This is a genomic window from Hymenobacter sp. BT188 (assembly GCF_014333585.1).
Classification (GTDB): Bacteria; Bacteroidota; Bacteroidia; order Cytophagales; family Hymenobacteraceae; genus Hymenobacter.
Map to the genome: position 1 here is coordinate 12,926 of NZ_JACSCW010000004.1, position 13,200 is coordinate 26,125.

Annotated in this window: 10 protein-coding genes; 7 read left to right on the forward strand and 3 right to left on the reverse strand. The window is 53.0% G+C overall.

Translation table 11 applies throughout. The features are described from left to right. Nucleotides 1–76: 76 nt before the first annotated feature. Complete coding sequence (locus H8B13_RS11705; protein ID WP_222841415.1) at nucleotides 77–859, reverse strand: polysaccharide biosynthesis/export family protein; 783 nt, start codon at nucleotides 857–859, stop codon at nucleotides 77–79. 315 nt (nucleotides 860–1,174) lie between these two features. On the opposite strand from H8B13_RS11705, the gene H8B13_RS11710 reads away from it, so the two are divergent. The 5 genes from H8B13_RS11710 (at nucleotide 1,175) to H8B13_RS11730 (ending at nucleotide 7,186) form a co-directional block, all read left to right on the forward strand. After that, nucleotides 1,175–1,852: a response regulator transcription factor gene (locus H8B13_RS11710; RefSeq protein WP_187311007.1), complete on the forward strand. Its 678-nt coding sequence runs from the start codon at nucleotides 1,175–1,177 to the stop codon at nucleotides 1,850–1,852. Nucleotides 1,853–1,930: 78 nt separating this feature from the next. Continuing rightward, nucleotides 1,931–3,343: a sensor histidine kinase gene (locus tag H8B13_RS11715; protein ID WP_187311008.1), complete on the forward strand. Its 1,413-nt coding sequence runs from the start codon at nucleotides 1,931–1,933 to the stop codon at nucleotides 3,341–3,343. Between the two features lie 161 nt (nucleotides 3,344–3,504). Continuing rightward, nucleotides 3,505–5,124, forward strand: a complete 1,620-nt coding sequence (locus H8B13_RS11720) for a SulP family inorganic anion transporter (protein ID WP_187311009.1) — start codon at nucleotides 3,505–3,507, stop codon at nucleotides 5,122–5,124. A gap of 75 nt (nucleotides 5,125–5,199) precedes the next feature. After that, nucleotides 5,200–5,898, forward strand: coding sequence for a carbonate dehydratase (gene can, locus H8B13_RS11725; protein ID WP_187311010.1), 699 nt, complete (start codon nucleotides 5,200–5,202; stop codon nucleotides 5,896–5,898). A 214-nt stretch (nucleotides 5,899–6,112) separates the two neighbouring features. Beyond that, entirely contained in the window at nucleotides 6,113–7,186 is a 1,074-nt protein-coding gene (locus tag H8B13_RS11730; protein WP_187311011.1) for an SDR family oxidoreductase, read from the forward strand. An 81-nt stretch (nucleotides 7,187–7,267) separates the two neighbouring features. Here H8B13_RS11730 and H8B13_RS11735 read toward each other — a convergent pair whose 3' ends face one another. Next, on the reverse strand, nucleotides 7,268–8,347 hold the full coding sequence (locus H8B13_RS11735; RefSeq protein WP_187311012.1) for an NAD(P)-dependent alcohol dehydrogenase: 1,080 nt from the start codon (nucleotides 8,345–8,347) through the stop codon (nucleotides 7,268–7,270). A 236-nt stretch (nucleotides 8,348–8,583) separates the two neighbouring features. Here H8B13_RS11735 and H8B13_RS11740 point away from each other — a divergent pair, with 236 nt between their 5' ends. Beyond that, entirely contained in the window at nucleotides 8,584–11,133 is a 2,550-nt protein-coding gene (locus tag H8B13_RS11740; protein ID WP_187311013.1) for a type IA DNA topoisomerase, read from the forward strand. A 48-nt stretch (nucleotides 11,134–11,181) separates the two neighbouring features. Further along, complete coding sequence (locus H8B13_RS11745) at nucleotides 11,182–11,403, forward strand: DUF2905 domain-containing protein (protein ID WP_187311014.1); 222 nt, start codon at nucleotides 11,182–11,184, stop codon at nucleotides 11,401–11,403. Nucleotides 11,404–11,623: 220 nt separating this feature from the next. On the opposite strand, the gene H8B13_RS11750 is transcribed toward H8B13_RS11745, so the two are convergent. Next, a complete protein-coding gene (locus H8B13_RS11750) occupies nucleotides 11,624–13,117 on the reverse strand; it encodes an SDR family oxidoreductase (protein ID WP_187311015.1) in 1,494 nt (497 codons plus the stop codon). Nucleotides 13,118–13,200 lie beyond the last annotated feature (83 nt).

A 13,200-nucleotide genomic window follows, 5' to 3' on the forward strand; every position in this document is an offset into this window, starting at 1 on the left:
CGTTTATATACAAGGTACGTACTAAAGATTGAGGCAGCTATTGTGTCAGTAAAGCACTAGCTTTCTTTAGTTTATATTACCTGTTCGCAGATATAATTAGGTTTGTTATTACGGCTATTGTAGTCAAGCCCGCGAATACGAGGCTTAGGTTGTTGAGGTTAGCCCGCTGGGTGAGCGCAGACTCCGGTTCCACATACACGGCATCGTTTGGCTGCAGGTAGAAATAAGGTGATGAAAGCAAATTCGGTTTCGTAAGGTTCAGCAATACTACTTCTGAGCCAGTTGGGGTCTGGCGGATCAATTTAACGTTGCGACGGTTACCTAACGGGGTAAGATCACCAGCTAGGCCAAGGGCTTCCAGTATGGTAGCCTGTGGGTTTTGGATAAAGAAGTAGCCAGGGTTCCTGACCTCACCCAAAACGGTGATTTTGAAGCTGACCAATTTAACCGAAGCGGTTGCGCCCCGTACATAGTTGTTTACTGCATTCTGGATGACGCGCTGGGCTTCTGATACTGTAAGCCCTCGAACGGGTAGACGACCAGCAGTGGGCAGCGTAATATTGCCCCCCGCATCGATAACATAACCGTTCGTGTACTGGGAGCCAGGGTCACCGTTGATAAAGTTTCCTTGGCCAGTATTCAGATTAAACACCTGTGTCAGTTCAGGCTGTGCACTTTGCACTGTAATATTTAGTACATCATTCGTCGCGAGCTTGTACTCTTGACGCTCATTGGTTATTGCTTTGGCCTGAGTGCTGGAATAATCTGAGTCCTGTAAATAGCTGATGTCCTTGGTTGAAACACAGGAGGTTATACCGCTAAGTAATAGAATGGCGAATGCGTAGAGAGGACGGATCATAAAAAAAGCGGTGTGTTCTTGAAAGAGTAGAGTGGAGAAGAATGAGAGGCAGGAGCAAAAAGCAGGCGAAACTGTAAAAATGACAAGCTTATTTAGTACTATATAGTAAAAGTAATTTGAATTCTATCCTATATCAAGAAATAGTTAAATATTTATAATAAAATTTTGTACTTAACAATTTCAGGTAGTTACGGATTTACAACACTAAAGTTTTTTGGCTTTGTCAAATGAAGGTCAAAATCAGCTTTCCACCATTCAGTAAGAGCCACTCGGGGACAAATCACTGTTCCTAAACGGCGGTTCGTATACTTGTCTATGAGAATTTTGTTGGTAGAAGATGAGCCCAAAGTTGCGGCCTTCTTACATAAAGGCTTAACTGAACAGCAGCACACCGTAGAGGTAGCAACCGACGGCCCAACCGGCTTGCGACGGGCTTTGGCTGAACCTTACGATTTGCTGATTCTGGATAATCTGCTGCCTGGCCTCAACGGCTTAGATGTGTGTCGGCAGGTGCGTACTCAGAATTCTGCGGTTTCTATTCTGATGCTCACGGCGCTGGGCGAAACGGATGATAAGATTCGGGGGCTTGATGCTGGCGCCGACGACTATCTGGTGAAGCCCTTTGCCTTTCAGGAGTTGCTGGCGCGTATCCGGGCCTTGGTGCGGCGGCGCCACGAGAGCCCTTCACCGGAAATTATTTTGCGCCTAGCCGATCTAACTTTGGATCCGGGCCGCAAGTTGGTGCAGCGGGCCGGCCAAACTATTCAGTTAACGGCCCGTGAGTTTGCTTTGCTGGAATACCTGCTCCGCAACCAAGAGCGGGTGGTGTCGCGGGTCGATATTCTGGAGCAAGTTTGGGAAACATCGTTTGATACCGGGTCCAACGTTATTGACGTGTATATCAACTTCTTGCGCAAGAAAATTGATAAGGATTTCTCTCCCAAGCTTATTCACACTTTGGTAGGAATGGGCTATGTGATGAAGGAGGAATAGGGCGGGGGGCTTTTTAGTACTGACAGCGACAGAACTGTTCCCTTGGCACAGCAGTAGCGCATTATTTAGTATTCTCTTATGACCATTCGGACGCGTCTGGCGCTACAGTTTGCTGCCATTCTGGCCGTCACGCTGTTGGTGTTCTCGCTGGTGATTTATTATTTCACCTACCAATCACGCCAGGAGTTTTTTACCGCCAATCTGTTGGCTCGCACACGCGTGGTAGCGCACGTCTATCTGGATGGCACCAACCGGACGAACGCCGCCAGTCGGGCTTCGTACCGGCGTTACCTGCGGCAGTTCTATCGTACACTGCCTGAAGAGGAGGCGCGGGTTTACGATTCGAATAACAAAGTGGTATTTCAGGAAGGGCAGGTTCGACAGGAGCCGGTTCCATTAGAGTTGCTAAGAGCAGTTCGTCAGAATCGGACACCTGTTGTTGTGGAGAAAGAGTTTCGCCAGACTATTGGCGTGCTTTACCACGATGCTGAGCGTGGGGACTTTGTAGTCGTTGCTTCTTCCCTCGATGCAGATAGTCAGCAAAAGCTCAGTAGTTTACAGCGTATTCTGTTGGGGGGCTTTTTGGCATCGCTAAGCATAGTAGGTCTTGGGGGCTGGTTTTTCGCTCGGCAAGCCCTGCGCCCTATGCAGCGGATTGTGCAAGAAGTAGATGCCATTACGGCTTCCGACCTGCACCGTCGCCTGTCGCAGGCTGATGGCCAGGACGAAGTATCACACTTGGCTCAGCGCTTCAATAGTCTGCTCGATCGGCTCGAAACGGCATTCGCTGGGCAGCGTACTTTTGTGCGCGATGCCTCCCATGAGCTCCGAACACCACTGGCTGCCCTCATGGGTGAGTTAGAGGTTGCCCTGCTTCAGAAACGAACTCCCGACGAGTATCGGCGCACCTTACGTAGCACGCTCGATGCGGCCCGCCTGCTCAGCAACCTCACCAACGGCCTGCTCCAGATAGCGCGTGCCTCCGACGACCCGTCACAAATTACACTTGGCTTGGTCCGGCTGGATGAGCTGTTGTTGCAGGCTCATGAGGAAATGCAGCGCCGCCAGCCTACCTGTCGCATAGATTTAGCCTTTAATGAGAACGCCAAAGCGGAACATGACGCCCTGTTTGAAGTGCGCGGCAATGAAGCTTTGCTGCTGGCTGCTATTCTTAACGTATTGGAAAATGCCTGTAAATTTTCCCGCGATTCGAAAAAGCCTATCATGGCAACCCTCAGCTCTACCGGAAATCGTGTTACGCTTGAGGTGCTGGACTATGGCTTGGGGATGAATGAGGCAGATCGCCAGCAGGTTTTCGTGCCTTTTTTCCGGGCCGAAACAGTACGGGATGTCCCGGGTCATGGAATCGGATTGCCGTTAACTGCCAAAATAATGAGTTTGCACTGCGGATCGGTGCAGGTAGAGAGCCAGTTGAATATTGGTACCCTCGTAAGGCTGACTTGGCCTATTTCTTCTGTAGTTAAGGTTTAAGAATACGTTTTATGTGAGGGTTACTGACAGGTTAAACGTTTTAATCTTATTTTAATTCTATTTTAACCGAATCTTAACGGCTGGAGGATAGGTTTGTATCGTATTGAAATCCTGCATCAGCAATAGTTGCTGGCAGTTGTCATACTTACGATGCCTCTTCCATGCCACAAATTGCTCCTTCTACTCAGCGCACAGCGCCACCTTCATCTCCAACGGAGGTGCAGGCTCCGCCTACCAACTATCTCAACACACTAGGCAAAGACATTCCATCGGGCCTGGTCGTGTTTCTGGTGGCACTACCGCTGTGTCTGGGGATTTCCCTAGCCTCCAATGCTCCCTTACTATCAGGGATCATTACGGGTATTGTGGGGGGCGTAGTGGTTTCCTGGCTGAGTGGCTCCCAACTAAGCGTAAGCGGTCCGGCTGCTGGTCTTACAGCCATTATGATAATGGCCATTAGCACGCTGGGCTCGTTTGAAGCCGTGTTGACCGCAACGGTAATTGCTGGTGTTTTACAGCTTATTCTCGGCTTTGCGAAAGCGGGTATTATCGGTATGTATTTCCCCACATCCGTTATTCGTGGTATGTTGGCTGCTATTGGTGTAATTCTAATTCTGAAGCAAATACCTCACTTTTTGGGAGCCGATAGCGACTATTTTGAAGATCTGGACTTTTTTCAGTTTAATGGTCAGAATACTTTCTCAGCAATCGGGGCGGCCTTGAAGTCGATCAACTTAGGCGCGGCTATAATCGGTATTACTTCCCTGCTTATTCTGATTATTTGGGGTTCTAAGGCTCTACGTCGATTGCCATTTGTACGCATGATACCGGGTGCTCTGATTGTAGTTGTAGTATCGATAGCAATAAACCAATTGCTGGGTGTAGTAGCTCCTGAATTAAAGGTGCAAGCTGCCCACTTGGTCAATCTGCCTGTTATCGGCTCATTCAGCGATGTAGTAGGCATCCTGCGCTTTCCAGATTGGAGCGCGCTATCCAATGGCTCTACTTATGTTGTCGCCATTACCATTGCTATCGTAGCTTCTTTGGAGACCTTGCTGAGTGTTGAAGCTGTCGATAAACTTGATCCGCATAAGCGCCATACTCCTCAAAACCGAGAGTTGAAAGCGCAAGGCGTGGGCAACCTCATTAGTGGACTTATTGGTGGCTTACCTCTGACCGCCGTTATCGTTCGGAGTTCGGCGAATATCGATGCTGGGGGGCAAACTAAGGTCTCAGCATTCTTTCATGGCTTGTTATTGCTGGCCAGCTTGCTATTCCTGGCCGACTTCCTCAATGAGATTCCGCTGTCAGCGTTGGCCGCTGTTCTATTGATGGTAGGTTTTAAGCTAACCAAGCCAGCTTTGTACACCAGTCAGTGGCGCTTAGGATTAGCTCAATTCCTGCCGTTTATCGTAACTATTGTTGCTATTCTTTTCACCGACCTCTTAAAGGGCGTGTGCATAGGTCTGGCTGTGGGTGTGTTTTACATTCTGAAGGCTAACCTTGAGTCGGCTTACTTCTACCATCATGAGCCAAGCCAGGATCCGAACACTGTTCACATTAAGTTGTCGGAGCACGTTTCTTTCCTGAACAAAGCGAGCATCGTTACCACCTTAGATAGAATCCCAGCGGGTAAGCACGTAATTCTGGATGGTACTGAATCATCGTATATTGACTATGATGTGCTTGAAGCCATTCAAAATTACCGGACCACGGCCGCTGAGCGTAACATCAACTTAGAACTCCGTGATATTCCCCAGGTAGCTCTCATCGCGCACTAATTTTAAACCCACCCATCAACCCCAAATACCGGCTTCTGTGCTGGTGTTAGCCTTACTTAGTCCTTATACATCCCCATGAAAGAGATTCTGGAAAATAACCGCATTTGGGTAGAGCGAATGCTAACTCAAGATCCGCAATATTTTGAAAAGCTTGCTCAGGGTCAAAAGCCTCAGTATTTGTTTATCGGCTGCTCCGATTCACGCGTACCAGCTAGTGCAATTACTGGAACCGGCCCAGGCGAAATGTTTGTACATCGTAACATTGCCAACATGGTGGTGCATACCGATATGAACTTGCTGTCGGTGCTCCAGTATGCAGTAGAGGTATTGCAGGTACAAGACATTATCGTATGCGGCCACTATGGATGCGGCGGTGTGGCAGCAGCAGCAGCCGGTAAGCAGTATGGCCTGATTGATAACTGGCTAACCAATATTCGCGACGTTATTCGTCTGCACGAAAAAGAGTTTTTGAGCATCCAGGATGAAGATCAGCGACTTCGGCGTCTGGTAGAGATGAACGTCATTGAGCAGGTGCGCAACTTGGGCAAGACTAACATCATTCAAAATGCCATGAGAGGTGGCAATCCTGTCCGTCTACACGGCTTGGTATATGATATCAGGGAAGGTCTTCTAAAGGATTTGGAGGTCAATGATGCATTGATGAATGATTTCAAGCATATCTATGGCACCGAAGCTATGAAGCATGCAGAGGAAGTCCTTGAGGATCAGGTAGAAACTACGGAAGACTTAGGTACAAAAAGTCAAAGCTCCTAACTAGCATTTTAGCAGAGAATAAAGTCAACATTTGCTGACTTCAAGTGTATTTAGTTACCACTAGCCGACGTAAACTGAGGGGGATACGTCGGTAACTGGGAACCTCCGTGACTATGTAGTCACGGAGGTTTTTTTATGCCCAAAAAATGATCCCCACGTAACACTAGTCTGTAGCGAAGCCGTAAGAGAAATGAACAAATTGACCCCTACCACTATGAAGACGAAACTAAAAAAGCTCTCCGATCAGGTAATCGTAATTACGGGTGCCTCGTCGGGCATTGGCCTTGTAACAGCCCGGATGGCCGCCAAAAAAGGCGCTCGACTAGTACTGGCCGCCCGCAGCGAAGAGGCATTACAGCAACTCACTAAGGAAATTGAAGCGGCTGGTGGTCAGGCTATTTATGTAGTGGCCGATGTAAGTAACCAAGACGAGGTACGTCGCATTGCGCAGGCGGCCCACGACCGCTTCGGCGGCTTCGACACCTGGGTGAACAACTCGGGCGTGTCGATTTATGGGAAGATTGAAGAAGTGCCCATTGAGGACATGCGCAAGCTGTTTGAAACCAATGTGTGGGGGCTGATATATGGCTCGCTGGAAGCGGTGAAGCACCTGAAGCAGAAGGGCGGCGCCATCATCAATATCGGCAGCATACTGTCCGAAACAACGGCTATTCTGCAAACCATTTATAGCGCCAGCAAGCATGCCGTGAAGGGCTTCACTGATGGCTTGCGCATGGAGCTGGAAATGGACGAGTCGCCGGTGGTAGTTACGCTTATCAAGCCAGCTGCTATTGATACGCCTTATCCGCTGCACGCTAAAAACTATATGGACCGCGAAGCGCAGCACGCGCCGCCGGCCTACGCTCCCGAAACAGTGGCTCGCGCTATTCTGCACTGCGCCGAAACGCCCGAGCGCGAAATAACCGTGGGCGGTGGTGGCCGCGCCATCACGGCTCTGAACAACTGGGTACCGAGCCTGCTGGATAAGTTTATGGAGAACGTATTTGCCAAGCAGGAAAAGGCCGATTACCCACCTCATGCGCGCGACTACAACGGCCTCGATAGACCCATCGGCTCTTTGGAAGAGCGCGGCAACTACCCCGGCTACACTCGTGAAAGCAGCTTTTATACGGCCGCTACCACACATCCACTGGCTGCCGCAGCTCTCATTGGTGCGGGCGTAGCAATTACGGCTGCCTTGCTGAGCGCCTCGCGAAACGGCAACTCAGCCAAACTCCCCAAACACGGCACTACGGTGTATCCCGATGGCACCCGCGAGGTGCACTAAGTGACAGACACTAACATTTGCTTCTAAAAAAGCCCCCCAGAACGCTATCTGGGGGGCTTTTTTAATGATATAAGGCTCTAGCTATTCACCATCTTTCAACGACTGCATATCGATGACGTAGCGGTAGCGCACTTCTTTGTCCATCATCTTGTCAAAGGCTTTGTTAATGTCCTGCATCCGAATCATTTCTACATCGGGCAGGATGTTGTGCTGAGCGCAAAAATCCAGCACCTCCTGGGTTTCGGCGATGCCTCCGATAATGGAGCCGGCTACTGTACGCCGAAACTTAGCGACATCCATGTTGTTGAGCGGCTTTTTATACTCGCCCAGCAAGCCCACCGCTACCACTGCGCCATCCAAGTTGAGCAGGTTCACATAGTCGTTGATGTCGTACTTGTCGGGGATGGTATTGAGGATGAAGCTGAAGGAGGCTTCGTGCTGCTTCATAGCATCGGCATCCGTCGAGAACAGCACTTTGTCGGCGCCCATTGCTTCGGCGTCGGCTTGCTTGTCTTTGGAAGTGGTGATGGCTGTTACGTTGGCACCCAATGCTTTAGCGAGCTTCACGGCCATGTGGCCCAGGCCGCCTAAGCCTACTACGCCTACCTGGTCGCCGGCTTTCACCTTCCAGTGCTTCAGGGGTGAATATGTTGTAATGCCAGCGCACAGAATAGGCGCTACCGCATTGATATCGAGGCCGTCCGGAATGCGCAACACAAACGACTCCTTCACGGTCATGTTGGTCGAGTAGCCCCCGAAAGTATTGGCGCCGCTGCCATCTGGCTTCATAGGGCCGTTGTATGTGGCCGTCCAGCTTACGGGTCCCTGGCAGTAGTTTTCCTCGCCATGCTGGCAAGGCTGACACTGTCCGCATGAATCAATCATGCAGCCCACACCTACGATGTCGCCGGTTTTGAACTTGGTAACTGCGCTGCCCACGTCCGTCACGCGTCCTACTACTTCGTGGCCGGGTACGCACGGGTAAACAGTGTTGCCCCAATCGTTTTTGACTTGGTGCAAATCGGAGTGACACACGCCGCAGTAAAGAATATCAATGTGTACTTCATCGGCTTGGGGTGGATGCCGCTCTATTTCCATAGGCGCGAGTCCGTTAAAAATCGAATTGGTGGCCCCGTAGGCTTTGGTTTTAATAGCTTCCATAGAATAGAAAAGGTTGGTTTTGGAGGTGGAAAAGAGCGGTACAAACCCCAGCATCTCAAGCAGCCAGGCTACTGATGAGTTACGGATGCCACTACGCGGGGTTGGGTAAGATTTAGCACACGCAAAACCTCATCTCTAAGCAGACACTGTCAGCGACCTTTTAGCGCGTTATCTTTGTTGATTCTTCGCTGCCTTTACTCAGTGAAAACAGTATTTAATTAGCGAAACCCTGCGATTTGAAAGTCTGCATTGCCGAAAAGCCTAGCGTAGCCCGCGAAATAGCCAACGTGCTCGGCGCCAACCGGCGCATGGATGGCTATTATGAGGGCAATGGGTACCAGGTCACCTGGACGTTTGGTCACTTTTGCCAGCTGCGCGAGCCCGAGGATTACCGCCCCGAATGGAAGCGCTGGAGCATCCACGATTTGCCTATGATGCCCGATTCATTCGGCATCAAGCTCATGCGCCGTGACGACGGCGTGGTCCGTCAGTTCAACGTCATTAAAAACCTGCTGGCCAGCGCCGAGGAAGTTATCAATTGCGGCGACGCGGGGCAGGAGGGAGAGGTTATTCAGCGCTGGGTGCTCACCGAGGCAAAATACCGTAAGCCCTTCAAGCGCCTCTGGATTTCGTCGCTGACGGAAGAAGCTATCCGGCAGGGTTTTGCTAATCTGCGCGAAGGCTCCGAGTTCGACCGATTATACCAAGCTGGCAAAAGCCGCGCTGTAGGCGACTGGCTGCTGGGCCTGAACGCCACACGTTTATTCACGCTTAAATACGCTGCTGGCCAGAAGCAAGTGCTCAGCATTGGCCGGGTGCAAACGCCCACATTGGCCCTGCTTGTCGATCGGTATCACGAGATTCAGAACTTCAAGCCCGAGCCGTATTGGGTGCTGCGTACCGAGTATCGGGGTACGATGTTTAGCCATGTGGCGCCACCAAAAAAAGGCAAAGCCGACGACGATGAGCCCGACGAAAAAGCCCGCCTCAAAGCGCGTGGCTATTTCGTGAGTCAGGAAGAAGCCGATGTGGCCTTAGAAGCCGTGCGGGGAGCAATTTTCACTGTCACCAACGTTGAAATTAAGAAAGCCCTCGAAACGCCACCTTCCCTTTTCGACCTGACGTCTTTGCAGGTGCAGTGCAACAACCAGTTGGGCCTCTCGGCCGAGGACACGCTCAAAACCGTGCAAAGCCTCTACGAGAAAAAAGTCGTCAGCTATCCGCGTGTTGATACCACCTTTTTGCCTGATGATCAGTACCCCAAAATTGCCGGCATCATGCGCGGGCTGGGGGGCTATTCTGGCCTTGCGGCGCCCTTGCTGCAAGGTAAAATTCGCAAGTCGACCAAGGTTTTCAACAACAATAAAGTTACCGACCACCACGCCATCATCCCCACGGGCGCAAGTGCCGGCGGCTTAGGTGGCTCCGAAAGCAGCGTGTACGATATCATCGTGCGGCGCTTCTTGGCTGCGTTCTATCCCGATTGCGAAGTCAGCAACACGACCGTGACGGGCGAAGCCGCTGCGCATCCGTTCCGCGTGCGGGGTCGGCAGATTCTGAATCCCGGCTGGCGCGTGGTATACGGCGACCCGGAAAAGCAGCAAGCTCCATCAGCCCCAAAAGTGGCCGGCGAGGGCGACGACGACGTGGTAAGCACCGTGCTGCCATCTTTCACCCAAGGCGAAAATGGCCCCCACAAGCCCCGCCTCGACCAAAAAGTAACTCAGCCGCCGCGCGAATATTCCGAGGCCATGCTACTGCGCGGCATGGAAACCGCTGGCCGCAACGTGGACGATGAGGAACTGCGCCAGGCAATGAAGGAAAACGGTATCGGCCGTCCCAGCACCCGCGCCGCCATCATCGAAACGTTGTTCAAGCGCGGCTACATCCGCCGCGACAAAAAGAAGATCCTGCCCACGCCTACCGGTGTCGAACTGATCGGTCTCATCCGAAACCCAACGCTAAAGTCGGCGGAACTGACGGGGCAGTGGGAGCAGAAGCTGCGTCAGATTGAAGCCGGTAACCTCGATTCTGAGCAGTTTTTGGGCGAGTTGAAAACGCTGGTGCGCGAGATGGTGCTGGAAGTGAAAGCCGACGGCTCCGGTCGCGGCATCAGCATCAGTGCGCCGGGGATGGCGGCCGCTGGGGGGCAAAAATCAGGTGTGCCGGCTGGAAAAACACCCCCCAGCGCGGCCAAACCCGCTGAGCCAGCCGTGCCAGGCAGCTTAGGCACTTGTCCGGCTTGCGGGCAAGGCCACATCATGCGGGGCAAAACGGCGTTTGGCTGCTCGCGCTGGCGCGAGGGCTGCGCCTTGCGTCTACCTGGTCAGTTCGAAGGCAAAAGCCTGACAGATAAGCAGTTATCGACGCTGCTAGGCAAGGGCCGTACGCCGGTCATCAAGGGCTTTATCGACGACGTAGGCCAGAAGTTCGATGCGGCAGTGCGCCTCACCCCGCAGCATACTTTAGAGCTAGTACGCGCCGCCGAAAGCAAGCCCGCCACCGCCGAGGCGCCCCAGCAGATTCCGTGTCCGGTGTGCCGGTTGGGTACTATGTTGCGCGGTAAGGCAGCCTACGGCTGTTCCCGTTTCCGCGAAGACTGCCAGTTTCGAGTGCCGCTGGAGCTGTGCGGCCGCACGCTCACTGAGGCGCAAATTGCTCAGCTGCTGCGCCGGGGCAAAACGGGCGTCATCCGTGGCTTCACCTCCCAGCGTACCGGCCAGAAGTTTGAGGCGGCGTTGCAGCTGGCCGGCGATAAGGTGGAATTTGTGTTTGAGAAGAAATAAGCAGCTCGGCTGTAGCAACCCGTAAATTCTGATTCAGTACCTGATAATATGCCTATTGGTAAACTACTTGTACTCATCGGCCTTGGCCTAGCGCTGCTGGGGGGCTTTTTGTGGCTCGGTGGCGGCAGCTGGTTTAGCTGGTTCGGCCGTCTGCCCGGCGACGTGCGCGTGGAGCGGCCGGGGTTTAGGCTCTACATGCCCTTCGTGTCGATGTTGCTGATTAGTGTGCTCCTGAGCCTGATAATGTGGGTAGTGCGACGCCTGGGCTGAGCGCCTTTTTCAACCCAACAGACGGTCATGCAGCGCAGCGCGAAGCATCTCGCGTGTTTAGCGGGGTTAGTAATCAAACATCAGCACGCGAGATGCTTCGCGCTGCGCTGCATGACGTTTTTTTAAACTTAGCTAATAATGGCTGAGGTAGGGGCGGGGCTTGTCCCCGCCCTTCGTTGTTTGATTGTTAGGCATGAACAGTCGTTTAACAACTACATGGTTAAGCGCGTGCTGGCGTTGCGACCGGAGCGGTGTTGGGCGCGGCACCGTAATGCACGATATTCTCAACCATGCCCTTGAAAATAATAAAGTGAAAGGGCACCAGCGAATACCAGTACAGCCGGCCGGCCAAGCCACGGGGTCGAAAGGCGGCCAACTGCTCAAGACGGTGGCCGCCCGTCACTTCATCGGGCACGATGCGAAACTGTAGCCAAGCCTCGCCGGGCAGTTTCATTTCGGCGTACAGCAGCAGGCGGCGGCCGGGGCGGTCGGCTACGAGAACACGCCAGAAGTCGAGCTGGTCGCCAGCCCGTAGGTCGGAAGGGGAGCGGCGGCCCCGGCGCAAACCCACACCGCCGGCCAGCTTGTCGAGCAGGCCGCGCACGCGCCAGAGCCAGTCCACTTTATACCATCCACGCTCCCCGCCGATGCTCCACACATTTTGTAGCACCTCGTCGGGGTCGCGCATAAAAGCCATTTCCTGCCGGTCGAAGAGCATACCATGCTGCGGAATCTGCACAAAGTCCATATAATTCCGCTCCATTACGCCACTGCTCAGCGCATCAGTCCAGCTGCTGATAACTTCATTCTGCTCGATGCGGGTAAAGGCCAGCTTCAATGCCTCCGCGTAGCCCATACACTCGTGCCGTATAACCTGCGAAATGCTGCGCTTCGTGGCAACAATGGTGTCATTGCGCAGGCTGTCAACCAGACTCTGCGCCAACGAAAACGTGGTGCTGGTGACTAGAAACAGCCACAGCGACGACAGGCGCGGCGTGAGTACCGGCACAGTGAGAATGTAGCGCCGATAGCCGCGCACTTCGGCCAAGCCCAGCAGCATCTGCTTGTAAGTCAGTACATCCGGCCCGCCAATGTCGAAGCTCTGGCCTAGGCAATCGGGGTTGTCAAGCACGGCGGTCAGGTAAAACATTACATCGCGCACCCCAATGGGCTGGCAGCGGGAGTTGAGCCAGCGCGGCGTAATCATCACCGGCAGTTTCTCCACCAAGTCCCGAATTATCTCAAAGGAGGCTGAGCCGGAGCCAATGATAATGCTGGCCCGCAGCACCGTGAGCGCCGCTGGCTGAGCCTTTCGCAATACCGTCTCCACTGCCCGACGCGAGCGCAGATGCGCCGAAAGCCCCCGATCGTTGGCAATGCCGCTGAGGTAGATAATCTGTCGCGCCGACGTTCGATTGATGTACTGGGTAAAATTCTCCGCCGATTGCCGCTCCGCCTGTACAAAATCCTGGTCGGTGCCGCTCATGGAGTGGACCAGGTAATACGCCACCTCAATATCGCGTGGCAGCTCCTGCAGAGATGTCGGCTGTAGCAAGTCGCCCTGCGCTACCGTCACTTGCTCGCGCAGGCGCTCGGGTAGCGTAAACCGCCGAGGGTCGCGCACCAAGCACACTACCTCATGGCCAGCTTCTACCAGTAGCGGCAGCAGGCGCTGGCCGATGTAGCCATTGGCGCCAGTTAGCAGAATCTTCATGGACATAACGTAAGGTGAGACAAATAGAGAACCGCTGAGTTACTTGTTAGTTGTAAGACCGGTCTTACCCCGCATTTTGGCTA